Genomic DNA, 23,105 nt, shown 5'->3' with positions numbered 1-23,105 from the left:
CTAGGCGTAGTGAAATGAAGATGCAAAATGGAGGTGGCGATTCCGTTTGGGATCATTAGTGCGTGTTTTTTTGGATCTTTAGTTCAGAGTACTTCTGGGGGAGCCCAGCAGAGATTGGATCAGGAACAAGCACGAGAGCTTAAGAAACGGCAATCGGAGGAGCAGCGTGCTGATAGAGAACAGGAGCGTCGGATGTCAACGCTTCGCTGGCCGAATCACGACGACCAACGCATGACTCGGGGCCAAGATGACTCGCCACTTCTTTCTCGTATCAGACTTGCACCGGCTCCCACTTACCAGTTTGTACTGGGGCACACAGATTCATTTTCCATAGCCAAAAATATTGCCCCTTCTTTAAACATTCCTAGAGATCAGAACACTATTTGCCTTTAGCAACATGTCGGTCAAAAATCTGCTTATATGTCCCGTCTTTCCGCATTTCAGCCAATGCTCCCTGCATTGTCTTTTGCAACTTTGCCTTTACTTCTAGCGGCGAAGTTCTTTGATAAAACCAGATAGGCCGGCGTTGGTTTGCGTATACGCTTTACAGCGGAATGAATATCTTCTCTACCCCCAATAATTTCGCATAATAGCGCATCACCCCCCAGATCGGCGATGGCCGCAGCGTATTCTTCCGGCATCTAGCTTCTGACGTTCGACATACTCATATCATTAATCATCGAGTTTTATTCTTCCTGCTTTTTGCGCTCCGCTCGAACTCGGCGTTCACAAACACGCCACGGTCTTTTTGTCCTATGGTTTGCCCGTAAGAAGGTCGCAAACACTTGATAAAGAAAAACTCATTGCCTTTTTCTAACAAAAATAATAGAATTCTTAAAATGCCAGAACCCCGACATAAGGCAGAACTCTTTTCGTCTTCCGTTTCGAAAGCGCGAAGCCTTCCGTCAATCTCTCCTTTGACTGAGGGAGCTTTGACTCTGGCCCAAGGATAGACCTGAATTTTGACGTTACCCCGATACGTCTGGCCATTTCATCTATCAAATCAAGATCAACGCCTGTCAGCTTTCCCTTCAGCCAGGTAAGTAAATGGTGGAAATTCGACAGTGGCGCAAGGCAGCCAAGGTTGTCGAAGACTCGCCAGCCTGAACACCATTTGCCGAGCCATAACCCAGAAATAGGCACTGAGCGCGAAGAAAACCTTTTTCAAATAAATAACTAAAATAAAATTGAATAAATCGGACTTAAGTATATAACTATTTCACCGTGATGCTCCTCACCGGATTCAAACCACCGGCTTATACCAGTTGGTTTTAACGGGAACTTCCGATAACGCAAAAAGGGAGTAGTGCATTTATCCAATCAAAAACAAACTCGACTAACCCCTTCCTTACGGCCTACAGACCGGAGGAAACCTGATGAGATTGTTTGTACTCAAACCTATAGACCAGTCCGCGGCGGCCTAGCTAACCGCAGCGACTTCCGCATGGGCTATCGTGATAAGTAACTAAGCACCTAACGTCCGTCTCGCGCTGCCGATCCGTGGGCGACGTCCATCGTACTGCGGCCGGCGGGGGAGCGTGGATGAGAAAACAGCACGCGTTTCGTCTCAATGCCCTGCTTGTCCTGCTGGTGACTGTGCTGCTTGGCTTGCTCGGGGCTCTCGCCTATTGGAGCATGCGTGCGCAGTTGTGCAGCGAGTACAGTTCCCCACGCGCTCTGCCGTGCAGGAGCGCCCTGCAACCAATCTGGTCAATGCTTGGAACTGCGATATACGACCTGCAAGAAAACCTGTCCGGCGAAGTGAAACGCCGCGTGCGGCGATCGCCGTCTACTCGCACGGTTGGCGAGTTTGCAGCTCCGCAGCGGGTGTTGCCGGCGTGCAGGAGCAGCGGCGCCGCATCTCGACCGGCTGGATGCTCGCTGTTCGGCGCGAATGCTTTGAGCCATCAGCTGCTTGGGCGTGTGGCCCGCCTTCGTGCTGTCGCGCAAGGAGATGGCACAGCACCGCTGCGCGAGCAGGTTTGGCGCGCTCGCTGGAATCCCTCGCGCGTGGATCTGTGTTGGCTCGCCGCCTTTTCGTTAGCTTGCGCCTGCTGGTGCCAAGCACTGACCCGCACTGCGCCGATGGGCTACACCATGGCGGCGGAACACCGCGGCCCTCGGAGGTTCCCATGATGCTGCCTGCAGAGCGCAAGGACGATTCGGCGATGTGGTGCGCGGCTTCAACCTTATCGCGCAGCGGCTGGCCGACGACTTGGAGGAGGTCGCCAGGCAGAGGTGGAAATCCGCCTGGCCTAATGAACACCTGAAGCAAACCCAGCGCCCTCCCTGCATACAGGCCGGCAAAAGCTGCAGCGCTGGGCGCCTGTGCGGGGGTGCACCACCCGAGATCCAATTACGCCGCCTCCGGCATCACCCTGACCGGGCCAGCGTGCTGGCCGAGAAACCCGGCGCTTCGCGCCGCAGCTGGACGCCGGCAGCCTGAAAGGAAGTCGACGTACAAAGGCATCTGCAGACGCCCAGGAGAGCGTAGAGCTGATCCTGGCCTAACCCAATCGGCGGCCCATCTGTGCCAGCTTTCAAGCAGGTGGCGGTCGACCAGACAGCGAGCCGCGCGAGTTCAAACCCTCGCGACTATCTTTTATGGACGAGGTTGTCGAGAGCCTGCGGCCCACTATAAACGTTGCCGATCCAGGGTGCGCAACGCCTGTGCGCGCCAGACATCCCAGTGGACGGCTACCCAGGCAGTTGGCCAGGTGCGTGACAACCCTTGCTGGCTCAATGCGCTGACCCATTTGCGCTCCGCAGCGCGCAGCGGGGCAGTCACGCCTCGCGCGCAGCCGAGGGCGATTGGGTGACGCTGCAGTTCGAGGATGACGCAAGGGATTGCACCTGAACACCTGCGCGGAGCTTCCCGATCCATTTTTCACCACTGTCCGTGGCGTCGGCGGCCAGCGTTTGGCTTGCATGTGGTCTACAACATTGTGACCAAGCGAATGGGCGGCCAGATCGACGTGGATAGCAACGCCGGGGGCAGGGCTAACGCCGCTTCACCATTCGGCGCTGCCCATCGTCGCCCCCGCAGCCAGCAGAGAGTAGGCAGCCATGTATAACGATCTCCCACGCGAGAGGACGACTGCGGGTTGACGACAGCGGCGGCGGCGCCGCAGCCGCCGTCGCGCCCTGGCGGCTGCTGTGGTCCCGCGACGAGCCCGATGTGCACCGGGTGGACGCAGCTGGCCTTGCGCGCATTTCCATACAAGGCCGCGGCCTCGAACTGCTGAGTGCCTATTCGGGCAGGAGGGCTCGAGCTGCCTGCGCCGAACGCAGCGGGATATCGCCTGGGGCTCTCGAACGTTGGTGATGGAAAAGATGATGCCGGGCTGCGACTGATCAGCGGGTGCGCGAAGAGCGGCAACGGGCTGGTGCGCATAGTGCTGCGTACCGGCCAGCCGGCCAGGCGCCGGAACAGAGGCGTTGTCCTCGCCTACGACTCCAACGACTACAAGGCAAGACCAACTGACCGTACAAAAGCTCTACACCACGGGCATCGCCTCGTTCGCGCCTACGAGAGCCTGCGTGAACCATCGAAACGCAGCCGCCAGGGCTTTGAGCAAGATCCTCGAACGGCTCGGCGAATCCTCTATCAATTGCACCGCGCGCGAATCCCTCGGGCGTGTGGGGCAGATCGGTGCGCGGCCTCCGCTCGATGTCGGGACGCAGGGCATCCTCTGCGTACGCGCACTGCCCGGCGCGACGCCACCGGTGCTGCAGGTGCTGGGCGCCACCGGCACTTTCGCCGAGCTGGCGAAACGCGACTGCCTGGACCAGAGCGATCCCGTCTACCTGCCGATGCTGCAGGCCATCAACGCGCAACACAGCCTCTATGAGCATCCGAACGAGGTGCTCTATATCCCGACCCAGGCCAACCACGAATTGGTGCTCTATTTCACCCCGCCCTGGCCGCTGGCGGAGGTGGACAAGGATTTGCTGGAGGTGTTCTGCAGCCGCATCGCGGCCGCCTTCGATAATCTGCACTACCACATGCAAATGGCGCGGGCGCAGGAGGCCACGGTGGTGGCGCTGGCGGACCTGGCCGAGTACCACGACAGCGACACCGGCGAGCACGTGCTGCGCGTGCAGCGCTGGACCACGCGGATTGCCCGGCGCATGGCGGAGCGCGGGGATTACCCGGAGGAACTGACGCCGCGCTTCCTGGAGTTGGTCGGCACGGCCAGCATCCTGCACGACGTCGGCAAGGTCGCCACGCCGGACAACGTCCTGTTCAAGCCCGGCCAACACGACCCGGCGCAGCAGCAGGTGATGCGCCAGCATGCCGCCATCGGCGCCGCTATCCTGCAACGGGCGGCGCAGATGGTGGAGGGGCAAAGCTATCTGTCGATCGGCGCCGAGATCGCCGGTGGGCACCACGAGCACGTCGACGGCAACGGTTACCCGCAAGGCCGCCGTGGCAAGCAGATCCCTCTGTCGGCGCGCATAGTGGCGGTGGTGGATGTGTTCGATGCGTTGGTGAACCGGCGACCCTATAAGGAGCCTTGGCCGCTGCCGACGGCCCTGGCCTATATCCGCGAGCGCATCGGCAAGCAGTTCGACCAGAAAGTGGTGGAGGCCTTCCTCGAGGTGGTCGCCGAGGAGTATCCGGATGCTTAGGTTGAGGTACTGACCGCACCCGCACGACCTGGAGCGCGCGCGGTCAAACCTGCAGCAGCGCCGCGGCTGCGCTGGCGCCCAGGCGAGTACCCGGACCTGGCTCTGGAAGTTCCGTTTCACTAGATCGTTTCGACGATCTTGCCTTCGCCCCGGGGTTGAACTTGTGTCTGAAATGTTTCGCCAGGATCAGGATGGCGCGCTGCCGATCAGGGCCGGTTGGGGATGGAACGGCAACGCTGATCGTCCGACGTTTACCCCCTCTATTCTGGTCAACCAAGGTCGCGCCTGCCCTGAAGCCCATGTCGGCCACTTGTTCGTTACCGATGGCCGTATCCAGTTGCCCCCACGCTCTCGCCGGCCAGACCGTTGATCTGCCCGACTGGGAGTCCGCATGACTCTTGTCGACCTGATACCCGTGCAACACCGGCTCGCTCACGTCGCTTTTGCCCAGCAACATGCAAGACGAAGTAGTTCTTAAGGTGGATCGTGTTTCGAATTCGACAGACTTGCCCCCAGACGGCTCGGGTCAATAGATCGGGAGAGTAGGGCGGCCCGATAACGAGTCGCCCGCATGTCTGCCGAAATGCCTCAGTCCCTCGCCGCCACGTCTGGAACCCACGCGGCTAGGTAACCCCTCACGTCCACGTTCTGCGTGCCTTGGACTTGGACCGTGAGGACACCGTTCTTGTCCGTCCTGAGCCGCTCGGGGTGGTAACTCATGGCATCGACGAACCACTGGTTGCGGTGCTTGGGCCCCATGTCGATGGTGATCGTCGTATCCAGCGCCGGGTCATTGCCGGCGACCACGGCCACACCGCTTGTGCGGTCGTTGCCGAGGCGCACGTTCGTGACGAGGTCTTCACCGTTGGTGCCGGTGTTGCTGTTCTCGAAGCGGATTACCTGCTCGCCCTTGGCGAAGTGCTTGCGCATCGTGAGGAGGTTCACGATGTCGTCGTGGTACGGCGTCGGCGTCGACATGTACGGCTGCGTGGACGAGAACAGGTCGCCATAGAAGACGGTCGGCACGGTGTCCTTGGTTGTCAGGAGGATCGCGTACGAGGCAGGGACGTTGTAGGGGGCCCATTGCTTCTGGACGCTATTGCGATCCTCATCGTACTTGGCGAACTGCCGCAACTCGTAGGGCTGCGAGCCCGGCTGCGTGCCACCGGCTTCCTCCGCCGTCAGGGGAATACCTGCGAGGATGTTGTGCTCCTGGTCATGGTTGTTCACGAACGACCAGTTGGGCATAGCTGCGGCGCGATTGACGCGGTCGACGAGCGATGCCGTGAAGGCGTAGCGCAAGGGGGCCCAATCGCGCCCGAAGGAGAAGAGGAAACCCGAGAAGGGGCCCGCATCCATCACCAGCTGGCCGAACTTGTTCGACTGCTGAAAGTCGACCTGCGACGCCACGTAGGACTCGATGTAGCTCAAGTGGTTGTTGACGTCGTCGCCGGCGAAGTACTTCAGCCGTTGCTCCGTTTCGTCGCGCAACACCTGCATGTTGATGTGGGAAGCGGCGTCGATGCGGAATCCGTCGAAGCCGAAGTCGAGCAGGTAGCGTTGCCAGTTCGCCTGTTCCTCACGCACTTCGACGCGGGTGGTGTCGAGGTCGTTGCCCACGAGGAACTCGAAATCGATCAGGTTCTGCCCGATATGCGAGGCGTCGTTGCCGGGACCGTCGAATCGCAGGGTATTGATACCGACTTCGGAGCCTGCTGAGTATCCAGGTTGCTTGGCCAGGTAGGCATCCACCAGTGGGCCGATGGGGTTTGGCGTCATCTTCAAGCCGGCGATGATAGTGGCACGCACCTCATAGTCGGTTCCGGCGAGCCCATTGTTGCGCGCAAAGTCGAGAAAGCTCTCATTGACGACACCGGAGCGTGGCTCGGCGTAGTGGAGGAGGACAGGGCCGTACACCGCATCGGATCCGCTGCTCGCGTTCTCGATCGCGTACCAGCTGTCGGCGGTCAGGTAGCCGTCGACGGTGTTGATCTTGCCGTACCGGGCTGCGTCGCTGGCGGCGAGCCACTCGGGGAGGTAGTTGCGGGAATCATTCGGGCCGAAGTACCGCCACGGCACCTGAGCCGCATCGGTGAGCACGCGGGAGAGTCCCTGGTTCTGCGGCGAGGTGCCGTTGAAGTAGGTGTTGTCCCACTCCTTGATCAAACCGTGCTCGGTCTGCCCCGGTGCGGTGCCCTTGCTGTAGGCGGCGTAGAGCTGGTGGTCGATGGCGGGATTGTTCGGAGTGCCGTACATATCGGTTGCCGTCACGGGGAGCACCTGCCGGCCGGCCAACCCGATGATCTGGTTCGGGACGACGTCGACCTGGACGCGGATGCCTTGGTCGTGCAGGGCACCGATGGCCGTCCTCAGCTCGTCAGCGGTCCCATACTTGGTCGGGCCCTTGCCGTAGGCGCCGAGGTCGTAACGGTCTGCGATAGCGTACCCCTCACCGTACTTCGAATCGGAAGCGGCGCGGTAGGGCGGGGGCGACCAGACGTCCGTGATTCCCCACTGCGCAAGTCGCCCGGCATTCTCGGCCAAGGCCCAGTAGGTTGCGTTGTCGTTCGGTTGATAGAGCGCGAATGCCTGGAGGATGACATGCCCATCGAGCTTATCGCCGGAGACGAAAACATCACCCTGCTCGGCCTGCCGGACCTTGCCTCTGTAGTTGCCCACCTCGACTTTGACGCCGTCCGGGCCTGTGGTGATCGACTGGATACCCAGGAGCTTCTTCCTGCGCTCACGCTGGCTGGGATCCTCGTCCGGGTCGCCGATCTGCGCCTTACGCCACTTCACACCGCCGTTGCCATCGGGCACCTGCTCAATAGTGCCCGCGGGCGGTGCTGCAGTCGCAGTTCCTGACACCAGGCCTGCTATCGCGATGCTGAGCAGGGAAACAGATAAACGTCGACTTACTGATATGTGCATAGTGCTTCCTTTACCGTAGGTGGTGAGAAGGCGGGGCAAGGTCGTTGGCATTGTCCGAAGACATGTCTGTGTTCTGCGGTATATCGACAACGATTGATGTAAACGGCATCTAAGTAGCCACAGATAAATTTTTACTATTTATCCTTTCCGCAGCTGAATCGTTTCACTTGGAGTGTTATGAAAGTATTTCAGGTGCCATCTTTCAATGGTGGCAGAATGATTGCCTAGTGCAGAAAGCTACTTTGATATTCAAATTGAATGCTCGATAAACAACTGAAATACAACGTATTTATTGCGATTATCATAAAATCTAAAGATTGGACTTTCCGTGGAATTTTTTTGTCACGGGAAAGTTACATTGAATAATATTTCGGTGACGTTGCCTGAAAGGTGATGGCAGCATGATATTAGCGTTGCGCTCAATAATTAAGTTGGCGCTCAGAGAATGGTTTTTACGACGAAGCTGATTTGATAGCGCTGCTGCGCAATAAGTGAGTGAACTTTCGTGCTGCGTGGATAGTAAAGATATATGCAGGGCGCAAAGTTCGGAGTGACAGGCACTAAGCAGGGCAAGATTACGACCCAAGCGCGACAGGTCGGATATGGCGATCTCCGAGTATTCGACGCCTGAGCATCGGCAAGACTCGCGCTCCCCCTGTTTCGACCGAGCCATACGAGTTTTCGACAGATTGCCCAGCCCCCGACCCACAAGGCTTTCAGTGGGCTGTCGGGCAGAATGTCGCAGCCAGAGCCGGATAAACCATCCATTCCACTGAAAACGATCGGCGCGTCCTGCCTGATCGGGTCGTGCAACTCCGCAGGCACGATCCAGGCCAAACCATTGGTGATCTTGCTGTCCTTTTACACGTGCGGCAGGGACGGGCTTGATCCACCGGGCTCTGCACTATGCCGAGAGCCAACTCATGCGCCTAGCAGCTGACTCGGCGCTGTGAAACGGGTGTGTAGCGTTCCTTCAGGGCACAACTCTAGCAATGCGAACGCCAGCACCGATGCAGCTTCAGCCTGTTCGCAACGCTTGAAAAACGTCAGATCAGGTGCTGTCATCCCGGCCGAGCCGGCGGCTACTTTCGTACCGGAGGTGACCATCTTGGGTACGAAAACGGTGACGCCGATCCCGTAGCACGTCAGGATTTTATCGCTGAAGGGAAGCGTCGGCACCTTGCCGGGGCCGTGAATGGCCCCGGCAAGGTAAATCCGGTCCAAGCCATCTAACTATTAGTTTGCGAGTTCGGCCTTTTGTTGCCGGGGCTCGTCGCCTTGCCTGCGGCTTCCATGGAGCCCCCACAGCAGGCATACCCCAACCAGTCCGGCAGCCGACAGCGACAGCATCCCCGCTTGCGGATTAGCGAACCAGGTCTCTACATGAGCCTTGAGCATCGGAGCGATTAGCCGCCCCAGCATGCGCTTCGTCGCCATCAAGACCATCGAACAACAGGATATCCAGGCGACGCATCGCATCCGGGCCGGCTTAATCAAACAGCGGACGGCCAAAGCCAATCAGATTCGTGGGCTGGTCGCCGAGTACGGCCTTATCGCCCCAAAAGAACTACTAATGCTACGTCGTGCGATACCGTGCTGGTTGGAAAAAGCAGATAACGGTTTGACGGTACGCTTGCGTCGTTCACTGGATGGCTTGTGGGGCGATCTTTGCGCACTGGATAAGCGCGTGGTCGAGCTCGACGGCGAGATATCTGCAATCGCGGCAAGCGAGCCAACTGCCGTTCGTTTGCAGCAACTGCGCGGGGTCGGCCCGATGATCGCCACTGCACTCGTTGCTGCCATCGGTGATGCCCGTCAGTTTGCCAACGGCCGACAATTGGCCGCCTCGCTAGGATTGACGCCGAGGCAACACAGCTCCGGCGGCAAGGATCGGCTGCTTGGCATCAGCAAACGCGACGATGCATATCTGCGAACACTGATGGTTCACGGTGCACGGTCGGCGCTGCGTACGGCCAAGTCCAAAGACGATCGACAATCGACTCAGCCAGTGGGTCGTCCGTTTAGCTGAGCGATCTCATCCCAATGTGGCCGCTATAGCACTGGCCAACAAAACTGCTCGCATGGCCTGGGCGATGCTGCGCAACGGCACTGATTACCAACCGGATCGGGCAGCGGCCTGATCTACTAAACCGTCACGTTCAACGAGTAAGCAACTCGTCTACCCAGATTACGAAGCAACCCGAACGATGGCAAACCGGTCGAACCGGCGTCGGCAAAACCCTCAACTGTCCAGGTGCGAAAAGCACGTAGAAGCGATTGGGAGCCGGCGCGCGAATAGCCCATCATGGCCCAGCATCAATACGATGCCGCAGTCAGAGGTCGAATATACGTGTGCAGTCGGCACGGGAGCGAAAGCGAAGGGGGCTTGCAATGAGGAGGAGTCCATATACGGACAACCGATCTAGCTACGAACTCAGGGCTGACTCGACCCTTTGTCTTCTGGCGTCATCAAGAAGGTGGGCTTCGCAAACTTAACTTTTAATTGCTCTCGCTAGTCGCCAGTTTGTGCTGAAAGCTTTCGAGGAACACGTTTTCAGCGATGGTCGTCTTCTGCTCACGGTTCCACAGGAGATAAATATCCACGTCCACAATGCCTTCAGCAGGGGGGAGGCGCCACAATAAGCCTTCGTCAATGTCATTACTCAGCACATGCTCTGGCAGACAGCCAATGCCGAATCCTGCACAAACCAGACGGCGAATCTCCTCAAAGCTGGATGAAGAGGCAACGATTCTGCCGGTGAAGCCTTGCTGGTCGCGGAAGACCGCCAGAGGGGAAAGATTTCCTCCAATCTGGTCGCTTGTAAAAGTCACGAAGTCCTCACTCTGTAACAACTCGAGCGCTATGTCACTCCGCCCAAAGAAACGATGACGCTTCCCGCAGAAGAATGCATACCTCTGACGTAATAATTGCCGCTGCTCCAATTTAGCTTGGGGAATACGGCACAGGCCCAGTCCGGCTGTTGCCGTCTTTTGAAGTAGTGAGCTGATGATGTCGGAGCTTCGCATTACCTCGATCTCCAACTCGACACGCGGGTGGTCCTGGTGAAACTCAGCGAGGAACTCCTCATACAACAGGGACTGGACTCGGCTGATGCTGAGTAACCTCACCTTGCCAACTACCCCATCGTGTCGATCTTCAACAGCGGCACTTATCCGCGAAATATCGCCATAGATATCAGTCGCGATGCGCAGTACCTCTTCGCCCGCAATTGTCAGGTCGAACCTTGGGCCACGCCGCAGTATTAACGCGCAATCGAGCTGCTCCTCCAAGCGCTTGAGGGCTTGGCTCACAGCGGACTGAGTGATGTGCAGACGCGCAGCCGCACGACTGATGCTGCCCTCTTGGCCAATGACGAGATAGGTGCGCAGCAGGTTCCAGTCCAGCCGATCGTTCAGAAAGCGTCGCCCCTCCCACCTGTTGACCAATGAGTCAGATTGCGACGGCGGGATGGACATAACAACTCCATGTATTAGTCAGGCTAATACGGCGAATAAGAATTAGAAAATTGACTAATCATAGCCTGGGGGCGATAAAGCTGCAAAGCGCCAATAGAGCGCAACCGGATACAGTCCAGAAAACCGCCTTACAAAGAATCTAAGAGGGCACTTGCATGCAACGCACCTCCAATCAGCCGCGGCGAGCCGCGGCTGCGGCCTTCATTGGCACGACCATCGAGTTCTACGACTTCTATATCTACGCGACCGCTGCAGCTCTCGTGCTCGGGCAGATCTTCTTCCCCAGCGAGGATCCCATGCTGAGCACGTTGGCTGCCTTCGGCACCTTTGCCGTCGGGTTCATCGCTCGTCCCATGGCCGGGATGGTCTTTGGGCATCTGGGCGATCGCCTGGGCCGCAAGAAGATGCTGCTCTTCACCATGTTTCTCATGGGGATAGCGACAACCGGTATTGGCCTGCTACCAAGTTATGCCACAGCTGGAATCTGGGCCCCTATCGGGTTGGTTGCCCTCCGCTTCATTCAGGGCATCTCCGTGGGTGGCGAGTGGGGCGGCGCCGTGTTGATGGCCAGCGAGCACGCTCCGGCCGGGCGCAAAACCTTCTATGCGTCCTTCGCCCAACTGGGTAGCCCTGCCGGGTTGCTACTGGCATTGATTGCCTTTCGCCTGGCGACCTCGCTGGAGCAGGAAGACTTCCTGGAGTGGGGCTGGCGTATTCCCTTCCTGGCCAGTGGCGTTCTGATGTGCGTCGGCTTGGTGATTCGCTTTGGTGTACAGGAATCGCCCGAATTCAAGGAAGTGCGAGAGAACAACGAGACGGCCAAGTACCCGGTTCTGGAAGTCATCCGCACCTGCTGGAAACAGATATTGTTTGCTGCGGCGGCAGTCACCATTGGCTCTGCAGGCTTTTTCTTCACCAATACTTTCATGATCACCTACGTGACCCAGTATCAGGGGATCGCTCGCTCGACCATTCTCGACTGCCTCTTTCTGGTCACCATCATTCAGTTCATATCCCAACCCTGCTCGGCATTGCTCGCCGAGCGAATCGGTGAAGGGCGGTTCCTCAAGCTGGTGGCCCTGCTGTGCATGGCCGTGCCCTATCCGATGTTCCTGTTGGTTGGAACGCAGAACCTCATTCTAATGACCCTGGGAATCTCCATGGCAGTGGTGACCCTTTCTGCTCTGTACGCGGTGATCGCGGGCTACATGTCCCAGGCATTCCCGGCACGTCTGCGCTATTCGGGTATCTCGATCGCCTATCAATTGATTTGCGCAGTGGCAGGGGGTACGACCCCACTGATCGGGACGCTGTTGGCCAGCAAATTCGCTGGGCAATGGCTCCCATTGGCCGTGTACTTCACGCTTCTTTCCGCCGTATCCCTGATTGGGGTCTGTGGTCTCGCCCGCCTGCGTGGCGAGACCGATGCGACCCCAGCTCTCGCTCGTTAACTAGGAGAACTCATGAGCAAGCCCGACAACATGTGCGATGTCGAATGGCAGGCGCGCTGCGAGCTGGCGGCCCTGTATCGAATGGTCGCGTATTTCCGCATGACCGATCTGATCGATACCCATATCACTTTGCGTATTCCTGGACCGGAACATCACTTCCTGATCAACCGTTACGGTGTGATCTTCGATCGGATGAGAGCATCGGACCTGGTGCGGATCGACCAACTCGGCAACGTGGTGGATAGCGCATTTGGCGAGCGCCGGGTGAATGCTGCTGGCTTCGTGATTCATTCTGCGATTCATATGGCTCGTCCTGACCTCAAGTGCGTCGTTCACACCCACACGGCGGCTGGCATTGCGGTATCCGCGCAGGAGCATGGGCTGCTGCCAATCAGCCAGCATGCGCTCAAGTTCTACGGCAAGCTCGCCTACCACACCTATGAGGGTATCGCGCTCTCATTGGATGAGCGTGAGCGCCTGATTGACGATCTTGGTCCGCACAAGGCGATGATTCTCAGAAATCACGGTCTGCTCGCCGGTGGCGGAAGCGTGGCCGAAGCCTTCCACGAAATCCACTTCCTCGAACGAGCTTGCCAGGCCCAGGTCCAGGCCCTGTCAGGTGGTTCGAAGTTGCTGTTCCCCTCCGAGGACGTCCGCCAGCACACCGCTGCGCAATTCGAGCGCGATGAGGCGAATGAGATCGTCAACTTGAGTTGGCAGGCGGCACTGACACTGATTCAGGATCAACGCGAGTCCTACTGCTCATGAAACCGCTGGTTCTGTTATCGAGCGATACGCTGCTGCTTGGGCAGTTGCGCGCTGCGTTCGCCCGCCAGGCGCCTGAACTTCAGGTGGTACTGGCTGATGACCCGGCCGCGAAGGACGCGGAAATCGCTGCCTGCTGGTTTCCACCGGTGGGGAGCCTGGCGTCGCTGCCAGCACTGAAACTGATCCACTCCGTGGCGGCAGGGGTGGATCACCTCGACGCAGATCCCGAACGTCCGGCTTTGCCGGTCTGTAGGGTGGTCGATCCTGCGCATCGGCAGGGCATGGCCGAGTACGTGCGCTGGGCAGTGCTGCACTACCACCGTGATTTCGACCGGGCGCTGGAGCAACAGAGCCGGCAGCTCTGGCGGCGCCATCCACAGGTCCCCGCGTCCGTCTACAAGGTGGGCGTGATGGGGCTTGGTTCTCTGGGGGGCGCCATCGCCGCGGAACTGGCCGAAGCCGGCTACGCCGTGCGCGGCTGGGCCCGCACCGAGAAACCGCTCGAGGGTGTCGAGACCTTTGCCGGCGAGGCCGGGTTCGCCGCCTTTCTGAGTGGCTTGGACCTGCTGGTCAATCTGCTGCCCCTGACCGAAGCGACCAAAGGCATCCTCTGCACTGCCACTTTCAACGCCCTTAAACCGGGCGCCGCGATCGTCAATTGCGGGCGCGGGCAGCACCTGCGGGGCGACGACTTGGAACAGGCGCTGGCTGAGGGGCAATTGCGCGGCGCGCTACTCGATGTGTTCGAGAAGGAGCCGCTACCGCTCGACAACCGGCTGTGGACTACCCCCGGGGTCATCATCACGCCGCATATGGCCTCGGCCGCCTCCCACGATTGTATCGCCCGGCAGATTGCGGAGAACGCCAGGCGCCTGGCCGAGGGCCTGCCACTTATAAACCTGGTCGACCCCCGGCTCGGCTACTGACGGGCGCCCGATTGGCAATCCCAGGACAGAAAAGGCTGTTTCACCCAGCCGCCAATGAGAGGAATCAAGCATGTTGAAGAGTAACGGCGAACGGCTGTGGGACAGCCTGATGCAGATGGCCAAGGTCGGGGCCACGGAAAACGGTGGCAACTGCCGGCTGGCGCTGTCGGCCGAGGATCGCGCCGGTCGCGAGCTGTTCGTAAGCTGGTGCCGGGAGCTCGGCATGTCGATCAAGGTTGACCGCATCGGCAACCTCTTTGCCCAGCGCGAAGGCAGGAACGGCGCGCTGCCGCCGGTGGTCATGGGCAGCCATCTGGACACCCAGCCCAAGGGTGGCCGTTTCGATGGTATCTATGGTGTGTTGGCCGGCCTGGAGGTGGTGCGTAGCCTGAGGGACCAGGGCATCGAGACTGAAAAGCCCATTGAGATCGCGGTCTGGACCAACGAAGAAGGGGCACGCTTCACGCCTGCCATGCTCGGTTCTGCAGTCTTCACCCAGGTGTTGCCGCTGGAAAAGGCCCTGGCGATTAAGGATGCCGACGGCATCAGTATGAAGGAGGCTCTCGAGCAGTCCGGATATGCCGGCGAGGAACCGCTGGCGAGAGCCTTCGACGCCTATTTCGAAGCGCACATCGAGCAAGGTCCGATTCTCGAGGACAACGGCTTGCCCGTAGGCGTGGTCACCGGTGGCCAAGCCATCTGCTGGCTGGATGTCGAAGTCCAGGGCGTGCCCGCCCATGCTGGCACTACGCCCATGCCCCTGCGCAAGGACGCCTTGTTCGGCGTCGGCGAGATGATCGCCGCGCTCGAGCAACTGGCCAGGGATTTCGCCCCCAAGGGCCTGGTCACGGTTGGCCAGTTGAACATCGCCCGGTCTTCGCGCAACACCATCCCCGGCCGGGTTGCCTTCACCCTGGACCTGCGTCATCACCTGGACGAAGAAATCGCCGCCATGGAGGCGAGTGCCCGCGACCTCATCGTCACCATCGCCACCAAGCGCGGCCTCGCCGTGAGTGTCGAGCGGCACTGGCTGAGCCCGGCGACCCCCTTTGACGACGCCTGTATCGCCGCCGTGAGGAACGCGGTCGAGACCCTGGGCTATCCCCACCAGGACATCGTCAGCGGCGCCGGACACGACGCCATCCACCTGGCCCGCCATTGCCCGACCACTATGGTGTTCATCCCGTGCGTCGGCGGCCTCAGTCATAACGAGGCCGAAGACGCCTTGCCGGACGATGTCAGCAAGGGCTGCGATGTATTGCTCAACGCGGTATTGAGCCGAGCGAACAGGATCTAAAGCAGTACCACGCAAGAAAAGTCGCCAGCTGGCTGTTTCCGGCCAGTTGGCGGCACGGGCCCTGTTTGCCCAAAAAACAACAACAAGACCCAGTTACAGCAATGCTTCTAACTGCCTAGAACAATTAAATCCACAATACCCAAGCGGTAAAAGACGGGAGAAAGGCATGAACAGCCCAGCGTGCTCCACGGTTGGTACTCACCAGCCCGCAAAACAAACAGACATGAAGAAAGTAGCAGTCGCCAGCGTCATCGGCACCACCGTCGAATGGTATGACCTGTTCATATTCGCCACGGCCTCCGCCCTGGTGTTCAACAAGATCTTCTTCCCCGGCTTCGACGCCCTGGTCGGGACACTCCTGGCATTCGGTACCTTCGCCTCCGCCTATGGTGCGCGCATCGTCGGCGCCGCGTTGTTCGGCCACTTCGGTGATCGCCTCGGGCGCAAATCGATGCTGCTCATCTCCCTGCTCACCATGGGCGCCGCCACCTTCGCCATCGGCTTGCTCCCCGACTATCAAACCATCGGTGTCTGGGCGCCCATCCTCCTGCTGACCCTGAGGATCATCCAGGGCTTGGCGCTAGGTGGGGAATGGGGCGGTGCGGTGCTGATGGCCGTCGAGCATGCCCCGCTCAACAAGCGCGGCCTGTATGGCTCCTGGGTGCAGATCGGCGTGCCGTTGGGCACGATGCTGGCCAACCTCGCGTTCCTGCTCATCGCCGCGACGCTGCCTGCGGAAGAGATGCTGTCCTGGGGCTGGCGCGTGCCTTTCCTGGCGAGCATTCTGCTGGTCGGGGTGGGGCTATACATCCGTCTGAACATCACCGAGACCCCGGCCTTCCAGTCGGTGGAAAAGGCCCATAGCCAGGTCAAGGTGCCGCTGTTCGAAGTCTTCAGGAAGTACTGGAAGCAGGTCCTTCTCGGCGGCGTCGCCACCATGTCCACCGGTGCCTCGTACAACATCATCGTCGCCTTCGGCCTCACCTACGGCACTCAGACGCTGGGTTTCAGCCGTGGCGAAATGTTGTCGGTGGTGCTCGCCGCCTGTGCCTGCTGCGTTGTGATGCTGCCGTTTTTCGGTGCACTGTCGGACAAGTACGGGCGCAAGCCGGTGATAGTCGGCGGCATCATCGCCGAGGCCCTGGTGGCCTTCCCCATGTTCTGGCTGATGGACACCAAGGAACTGCCCTTCGTATTCCTCGGCTACCTGCTGCTGATGACCGCGTTCGCCGCGAACTACGGGCCGATTGCCACCTTCCTGGCCGAACTGTTCGGCACCAAGGTGCGCTATTCCGGGTTGTCGATCAGTTACATGCTGTCCGGCTTGCTGGGCAGTGCGGCAACGCCGCTGGTGACCACCTGGCTGCTGGCGATGACCGGCAAGGGCTCCTCGGTCGCCTGGTACATGATCGGTTCCGCGGTGATTTCGCTGATCGCGCTCCTGCTGCTGACCGAGACATTCAAGAAAGACCTCGGCGTCCTCCCCGAGCAGTCCCGAACCGGGAAAGCGGCAACTGCCAACTGAAACCGGCCGGTGCTGATCGGCACCGGCAAGCCAACTCACTACCCACCCAGACATCCTGCCAGCGACAGAGGATCGTTGCGTGCTGTCGCGGGCGGATTCCTGAGCAGACTGAATGAGCACGTTCAGATGAAAAAATCGATTCAACGCTTTAGCTTCGCCGCCGGCGCTTTGTCGCTGCCGCTCAGTCAGCCGGTATTGGCGGACTTTTTCGAGGACAGCCAGGCGATGCTCGGGCTGCGCAACTTCTACTTCAACAACGATTTCCGCAACCGGGCCGGCAGTGCCGGCCAGAGCAAAACCGAAGAGTGGGTTCAAGGCTTCATGCTCAACTTCAGTTCCGGTTATACCGAGGGCAGCCTCGGTGTGGGGCTGGATGCCATCGGCCTGGTGGGCCTGACGCTGGACAGCGGCGCCGGACGCCATCGTGGCAGTTCGATGATCCCCAGGGATGGGGAGGGTGCTGCGGATGAATGGAGTCGCCTGGGGCTCACGCCGAAACTGAAGTTCTCCAAGACCGAGGCCCGCTACGGCACCCTGATGCCCAAGCTGCCGGTGGTTACTTACAACGATGGCAGGCTGCTGCCGCAGACCTTCGAAGGTGGACAGATCACCTCGAACGAGCTCGATGAGCTGACCCTGACGGCCGGGCGCCTGGAACACGCTACCGGGCGCGCTTCCAGCGATCGCACCGGCCTGGCCGTCATGGGCGGCACCCAGGAGAGCAACGAATTCCTGCTTGCCGGCGCGGACTATAGGTTCAGCCCGGAGCTCACTGCGCAGTATTACTTCGGCAATCTCGAGGACTACTACAAGCAGCACTTCCTGGGCCTGGTTCACTCATTCCCGATCGCTGAAGGGCAGTCCTTCAAGACCGAACTGCGCTACTTCAAAACCGCCTCCGATGGGGCCAACAGCTCGGCCTCGGGGCGCGCTTCCGGCTACAAGGTCAGTGGCTTCAGCGAAGAGGGCACGGGTGAAATCGACAACCGCACCTGGAGCGCCGCCTTCACCTATGCCATCGGCGGCCATGCCCTGACCGCCGGCTACCAGCGCGTATCCGATGGCAGCAACTTTGTACAGCTCAACCAGGGCTCGCTGCCGGGCAAGGGCGCCGGTGGCGCGAGCCTGTACCTGCACACCGACCGGATGCTCGCCAGCTTCAACCGGGCAGGGGAGCGGACCGGTTTCGCGCAGTACAACTATGACTTCGCGGCGGCCGGCATTCCGGGTTTGAAAGCCTCCGTCATATACCTGAAGGGCGACAACATCCAGAGCTATTCCGGTAACGAGAAGTCCGAATGGGAGCGTGACATCGCGCTCGACTACGTGATCCAAGGCGGCGCGTTCAAAGGGCTGGGCATCGGCTGGAAAAACGGGCTGCTGCACTCTGAAGTGGACCCGAACCAGGAGCAGAACCGCCTGATCCTGAGTTACAGCTTTGCGCTTTTCTGACGATTGAGCGCATCCGTCGCGAGCCTGGCCGGCGGTGGATGCCTTTCGCCAGTCGTAATGGCTTCAACGCAGGTCAACCAGACAACCAACGAGGCAACTCATATGAAGCGAATCAATTCAGCCCCCGGCACCATCGGTCCGGTGGGGCCCTATTCCCAGGCAGTCGTCTCCGGCAACCTGGTGTTCACCGCCGGGCAGATTCCTGCGCTGGATAGCCTGGCTGAGCAACCCGCCAGCTTTGCCGATCAGGTTCGGCAGACCTTCAGCAACCTCGAGGCAATTCTCAAGGAAGCCGGCTCCAGTCTGAGCCATATCGTCAAGGTCAACGCCTACCTCACCGATCCCGCCCTGCTCGAGGAGTTCAACCTGGTCTACCGGGAAATCCTCGGTCATGCGCCGCCGGCTCGCACCACGGTATGCGTGCAACTCTGGGGTGTTTCCCTGGAGATCGACTGCATCGCCGAGCTGGTTTCCTGAATCGATCAACGGGTGGGTACTGCAATGACTGAACAACTGATCGAGCAACTGGGCGAGGTGAGCTTCGCCACCCTCGGGCATTTCCTCGAAGAGGGATTCGTCGATCACGCCATTCGTGCAATGGTGCCGAACATCAGGTTTGTCGGCCGGGCGGTCACTCTTCGCGTTGCCGACGCCGACGCCATCGCGGTGAACCGCGCATTGGCAACCTTGCGGCCTGGCGACGTGCTGGTGATCGACATGGCGGGCGATTGGTCCCACGCGCCCGTGGGCGCGGTGACCCAATGCGCGGCGCAATGTGCAGGTGCGGTGGGAATAGTGGTGGACGGCGTGGTGACGGATATCGCGGAACTCCGTGCGGCCGGCCTGCCGGTGTTCGCCCGCGGCACCAGCCAGCTGACAACCAAGCTCCATGGCACATCGGAAAGCGCGACTAACGTGCCGGTGATGTGCGGGGGAGTGCACGTAGGGCCGGGTGATCTGGTGATGGCGGACGACAATGGCGTGCTGGTGCTGGACACCGCTGTTGCGGCCGAGGTGATCGAGCGGGCGCTGGCCTCGGATCGCGCGGAGCCCGAGATTCTGGCCCGGTTGAGGGCTGGGGAGTCGGTTGGCACGGTACTGGCGTAGCCCTCGCTTGACGGCCGTGCTCGGCTGATGCGCTGAGCCAGGCTCGATGGCACGAGGAGTACGCATGCTGAGGCGCGGAACAGGGATGTGTTTTTTCGCGACAGATTCGGCTGTTATCCGTGATCCAACAGCATAAACAGGCAACCCAATGGCCTTTTGTTGGCCAGCCAAGGGCTGTACAGCAGCACCGCGTTGCGCAGCTTCACTACCCAGGAGTCCGGCGGTACGGCCAAAGCCGTGGTCAGTGGCATTGAGGACAGTGGTGTAGCAATCTTCAATCTGATGCTGCCTACCGGTGCGTGAGTATCTGGCGGCGCTGGATAAATCCGATGAAGAGCGAAAAGCGCCGAAGAAAAAATCGTTGGCCGATCCGGCCTCGCAGTGGACCGCCGCCCCAGGACGCCCGGCCTACTACGCCTACTCGATCAACTACCTGATCGACGTCGAGGCAGGCGTCATCGTGGACGTCGAGAGAACCGGATAGGCGAGTAATCTGCCGGGCTAAGAATGCGTCGGGGAGAGTCATTCCGAACAGCAACAGGGGCTGCATAGTCAGCTCCAGGTGGCTCACGACCGCACCCTTCGCCACACAGATCATTTGGACAAATGTTGTTTATATAACAATATAAAAGCGCAATTGTACTTATTTTACTCGCATGAATACGTTATTGTTGTTTATATAACTATATGCTTTTCAGTCACCTGGAGTTGATCCCATGCATCCCCGCGTTCTTGAGGTAACCGAGCGCCTGGTCGCGCGCAGTCGCGCCACACGCGAGCGCTATCTGGCCATGATTCAAGCGGCCGCCAGCGAGGGGCCGCAACGCGGCAAGCTGCAGTGCGCCAACTTCGCCCACGGGGTGGCTGGCTGTGGGGGCGGTGACAAGCAGCGCCTGCGCCTGATGGATGCCGCCAACGTGGCCATCGTCTCGGCCTATAACGACATGCTCTCCGCCCACCAGCCCTACGAGCATTACCCCGAGCAGATCAAGCAGGCGCTGCGCGAGATCGGCTCGGTCGGCCAGTTCGCCGGCGGCGTGCCAGCCATGTGCGATGGCGTGACCCAGGGCGAGCCTGGCATGGAGCTGGGTATCGCCAGTCGCGAGGTGATCGCCATGTCCACGGCGGTGGCGTTGTCGCACAACATGTTCGACGCGGCCCTGTGCCTGGGCATCTGCGACAAGATCGTCCCTGGCCTGCTGATGGGTGCCTTGCGTTTCGGTCATCTGCCGACCCTGTTCGTGCCGGGCGGGCCCATGGCCACGGGGCTTTCGAACAAAGAGAAGGCTGATGTGCGGCAGCGCTACGCCGAGGGCAAAGCCAGTCGCGACGAACTGTTGGAGGCCGAAATGAAGGCCTACCACAGTCCAGGCACTTGCACCTTCTACGGCACCGCCAACACCAACCAGATGTTGATGGAAGTGATGGGGCTGCATTTGCCCGGTTCATCCTTCGTCAATCCCAGCACCCCGCTGCGCGATGCCCTGACCATCGAAGCCGCGCGGCAGGTCACCCGCCTGACCCGGCAGAGCGGGCAGTTCATGCCTCTTGGCGAGCTTGTCGACGAGCGTGTGTTGATCAACTCTATCGTGGCGCTGCATGCCACTGGCGGCTCCACCAACCACACCCTGCACATGCCGGCCATCGCTCAGGCTGCCGGCATCCACCTGACCTGGCAGGATATGGCCGATCTCTCCGAAGTGGTGCCGACCCTGGCTCACGTCTATCCCAACGGCAAGGCCGACATCAACCACTTCCAGGCCGCCGGCGGCGTGGCCTTCCTGGTCCGCGAGCTGCTCGATGCCGGATTGCTGCACGAAGACGTCAATACCGTCGTCGGGCGTGGACTACGGCGCTACACCCAGGAGCCTTTCCTCGAGGATGGGCAGTTGGTGTGGCGTGAAGGAGCAAGCAAGAGTCTCGACGAAAACATCCTCCGGCCGGTGGCGCGGCCGTTTTCACCTGAGGGCGGTCTGCGCTTGATGGATGGCAACCTTGGCCGTGGCGTGATGAAAGTCTCCGCCGTGGACCCCGAGCACCAGATGGTGGAGGCGCCAGCGCGGGTGTTCCATGACCAGCAGGAGCTGGCTGATGCCTTCAAGGCCGGTGAGCTGGAGCGCGACATGGTTGCGGTCATGCGCTTCCAGGGGCCGCGGTCCAATGGCATGCCGGAGTTGCACAAGATGACGCCGTACCTGGGCGTGCTGCAGGATCGCGGCTTCAAGGTGGCGCTGGTGACCGATGGGCGCATGTCCGGCGCATCCGGGAAGATCCCGGCGGCCATCCATGTCTGCCCCGAGGCCTACGATGGCGGTCCGTTGGCGCGGGTGCGCGACGGTGACATCATTCGCGTCGATGGCCGTGCCGGGACCTTGCGGATCCTGCTCGACCCCGACGAGTTCGCCGCCCGCGAGCCTGCACGCGGCGACCTGGATGCGGGCGTCGGCTGCGGCCGCGAACTCTTCGCCTTCATGCGCATGGCCTTCAGTTCGGCCGAGCAGGGGGCGAGTGCCTTTACATCCAGCCTGGAGAGCCTGAAGTGAAACTGGCGTTGGTTGGCGATATCGGCGGTACAAATGCGCGCTTCGCCCTGTGGCGCGACGAGCGGTTGGAGTCGGTACGGGTGCTGGCCACCGCCGACTTCACCTGCCCCGAGCAGGCGATTGCCCGCTACCTGGCCGACCTGGGTCTGGCGCCAGGCAGCGTCGCCGCGGTCTGCCTGGCCTGCGCCGGGCCGGTAAGCGGCGAGCACTTCCGTTTCACCAACAACCATTGGCGCCTCGCGCGCACGGCCTTCTGCCGCGAACTGCAGGTGGACGAGCTGTTGCTGATCAACGACTTTTCCGCGATGGCGCTGGGCATGACCCGCTTGCGCGAGCACGAGCGCCTGCAGGTTTGCCCCGGCATTGCCGAACCCGGCAGCCCGGCGGTGGTGATAGGTCCGGGCACCGGGCTGGGCGTTGGCACCCTGCTAGCGCTGGACGACGGTCGCTGGCAAGCGCTGCCGGGCGAGGGCGGGCATGTCGACCTGCCGATCGGCAGCCTGCGCGAAGCGGCGCTCTGGCAGCAGCTGTTCAGTCAGCTGGGCCATGTACGCGCCGAGGATGTGCTCAGTGGCAGCGGCCTGTTGCAGCTCTACCGCGCGGTCTGCGCCCTGGACGGTCATGCGCCGCGGCTGGCTTCGCCGGCCGAGGTCAGCGCCGCGGCCCTGGCCGGGGAGCCTGTGGCGGTCGAGGTACTGGAGCAATTCTGCGCCTGGCTCGGACGGGTCGCCGGCAATAATGTGCTGACCCTTGGCGCACGCGGCGGAGTGTATATAGTCGGGGGGGTGGTGCCGCGCTTCGCGGCCTTCTTCCAGGCCAGCGGCTTCGCCCGCAGCTTCTCCAGCAAGGGCTGCATGAGTGGTTATTTCGAAGGCGTGCCGGTGTGGCTGGTGACGGCCGAGTACCCCGGCCTGGAAGGGGCGGGTGTGGCGCTGCAGCAGGCGTTGGCTTCTGCACTGTGATTTCAGCGGCAGGCCGGAAGGCCTGTCGATGTGG

General features: G+C 60.6%; 16 protein-coding genes and 3 pseudogenes. 14 read left to right on the top strand and 5 right to left on the bottom strand.

What is annotated here, in order from left to right; all coding sequences use genetic code 11:
• Nucleotides 1-440: 440 nt before the first annotated feature.
• Nucleotides 441-641 (bottom strand): hypothetical protein, encoded by a 201-nt coding sequence (locus tag D3879_RS26425; protein ID WP_147411242.1) that lies wholly within the window; start codon nt 639-641, stop codon nt 441-443.
• A gap of 2,899 nt (nt 642-3,540) precedes the next feature.
• On the opposite strand from D3879_RS26425, the gene D3879_RS25170 reads away from it, so the two are divergent.
• Nucleotides 3,541-4,632: an HD domain-containing phosphohydrolase gene (locus D3879_RS25170; protein ID WP_158592124.1), complete on the top strand. Its 1,092-nt coding sequence runs from the start codon at nt 3,541-3,543 to the stop codon at nt 4,630-4,632.
• Between the two features lie 172 nt (nt 4,633-4,804).
• The gene (locus D3879_RS27365; RefSeq protein ID WP_338014914.1) at nt 4,805-5,002 is read left to right on the top strand and encodes a ubiquitination-like system serine protease family protein; all 198 of its coding nucleotides are present in this window, start codon (nt 4,805-4,807) and stop codon (nt 5,000-5,002) included.
• A gap of 218 nt (nt 5,003-5,220) precedes the next feature.
• Here the strand turns inward: D3879_RS27365 and D3879_RS25160 are convergent, their stop codons facing one another.
• From D3879_RS25160 to D3879_RS25155, 3 genes and pseudogenes are all read right to left on the bottom strand, one after another.
• Nucleotides 5,221-7,563, bottom strand: a complete 2,343-nt coding sequence (locus tag D3879_RS25160) for a glycoside hydrolase family 70 protein (protein ID WP_158592123.1) — start codon at nt 7,561-7,563, stop codon at nt 5,221-5,223.
• Nucleotides 7,564-8,325: 762 nt separating this feature from the next.
• Nucleotides 8,326-8,424 (bottom strand): annotated as a pseudogene (locus tag D3879_RS27360) (molybdate ABC transporter substrate-binding protein); the annotation flags it as partial.
• A 60-nt stretch (nt 8,425-8,484) separates the two neighbouring features.
• Nucleotides 8,485-8,787: a hypothetical protein gene (locus tag D3879_RS25155; protein ID WP_119956890.1), complete on the bottom strand. Its 303-nt coding sequence runs from the start codon at nt 8,785-8,787 to the stop codon at nt 8,485-8,487.
• Nucleotides 8,788-8,965: 178 nt separating this feature from the next.
• Between D3879_RS25155 and D3879_RS25145 the strand changes: the two are divergent.
• Nucleotides 8,966-9,704, top strand: a pseudogene (locus D3879_RS25145) (IS110 family RNA-guided transposase); the annotation flags it as partial.
• Nucleotides 9,705-10,062: 358 nt separating this feature from the next.
• Here D3879_RS25145 and D3879_RS25140 read toward each other — a convergent pair.
• Nucleotides 10,063-11,040 carry a LysR family transcriptional regulator gene (locus D3879_RS25140; RefSeq protein WP_119956888.1) on the bottom strand — a complete coding sequence of 326 codons (978 nt, stop codon included), beginning with the start codon at nt 11,038-11,040 and terminating at the stop codon, nt 10,063-10,065.
• A 155-nt stretch (nt 11,041-11,195) separates the two neighbouring features.
• Here D3879_RS25140 and D3879_RS25135 point away from each other — a divergent pair, with 155 nt between their 5' ends.
• The 11 genes and pseudogenes from D3879_RS25135 (at nt 11,196) to D3879_RS25085 (ending at nt 23,071) form a co-directional block, all read left to right on the top strand.
• On the top strand, nt 11,196-12,491 hold the full coding sequence (locus tag D3879_RS25135) for an MFS transporter (RefSeq protein ID WP_119956887.1): 1,296 nt from the start codon (nt 11,196-11,198) through the stop codon (nt 12,489-12,491).
• Nucleotides 12,492-12,503: 12 nt separating this feature from the next.
• Nucleotides 12,504-13,259: a class II aldolase/adducin family protein gene (locus tag D3879_RS25130; protein ID WP_119956886.1), complete on the top strand. Its 756-nt coding sequence runs from the start codon at nt 12,504-12,506 to the stop codon at nt 13,257-13,259.
• Nucleotides 13,256-14,185, top strand: coding sequence for a 2-hydroxyacid dehydrogenase (locus tag D3879_RS25125; RefSeq protein WP_119956885.1), 930 nt, complete (start codon nt 13,256-13,258; stop codon nt 14,183-14,185). Before D3879_RS25130 ends, D3879_RS25125 begins: the two co-directional genes overlap by 4 nt.
• Nucleotides 14,186-14,255: 70 nt before the next feature.
• The gene (locus tag D3879_RS25120) at nt 14,256-15,482 is read left to right on the top strand and encodes a Zn-dependent hydrolase (RefSeq protein ID WP_119956884.1); all 1,227 of its coding nucleotides are present in this window, start codon (nt 14,256-14,258) and stop codon (nt 15,480-15,482) included.
• A gap of 166 nt (nt 15,483-15,648) precedes the next feature.
• On the top strand, nt 15,649-17,007 hold the full coding sequence (locus tag D3879_RS25115) for an MFS transporter (protein ID WP_119956883.1): 1,359 nt from the start codon (nt 15,649-15,651) through the stop codon (nt 17,005-17,007).
• A gap of 126 nt (nt 17,008-17,133) precedes the next feature.
• A complete protein-coding gene (locus tag D3879_RS25110; RefSeq protein ID WP_119956882.1) occupies nt 17,134-18,459 on the top strand; it encodes an OprD family porin in 1,326 nt (441 codons plus the stop codon).
• Nucleotides 18,460-18,561: 102 nt separating this feature from the next.
• A complete protein-coding gene (locus D3879_RS25105) occupies nt 18,562-18,936 on the top strand; it encodes a RidA family protein (protein WP_119956881.1) in 375 nt (124 codons plus the stop codon).
• 24 nt (nt 18,937-18,960) lie between these two features.
• Nucleotides 18,961-19,566 carry an RraA family protein gene (locus D3879_RS25100; RefSeq protein ID WP_119956880.1) on the top strand — a complete coding sequence of 202 codons (606 nt, stop codon included), beginning with the start codon at nt 18,961-18,963 and terminating at the stop codon, nt 19,564-19,566.
• A gap of 295 nt (nt 19,567-19,861) precedes the next feature.
• A pseudogene (locus D3879_RS25095) lies at nt 19,862-20,044 on the top strand (IS5/IS1182 family transposase); the annotation flags it as partial.
• A gap of 238 nt (nt 20,045-20,282) precedes the next feature.
• The gene (gene edd / locus D3879_RS25090; RefSeq protein WP_119956878.1) at nt 20,283-22,109 is read left to right on the top strand and encodes a phosphogluconate dehydratase; all 1,827 of its coding nucleotides are present in this window, start codon (nt 20,283-20,285) and stop codon (nt 22,107-22,109) included.
• Nucleotides 22,106-23,071 (top strand): glucokinase, encoded by a 966-nt coding sequence (locus tag D3879_RS25085; protein ID WP_119956877.1) that lies wholly within the window; start codon nt 22,106-22,108, stop codon nt 23,069-23,071. The genes edd and D3879_RS25085 overlap by 4 nt, the downstream gene beginning before the upstream one ends.
• Nucleotides 23,072-23,105 lie beyond the last annotated feature (34 nt).

The organism is Pseudomonas cavernicola (genome assembly GCF_003596405.1).
Lineage (GTDB): Bacteria > Pseudomonadota > Gammaproteobacteria > Pseudomonadales > Pseudomonadaceae > Aquipseudomonas > Aquipseudomonas cavernicola.
Note: the sequence above shows the minus strand (reverse complement) of the source record. Positions and strands in the feature narration are given on the sequence as shown.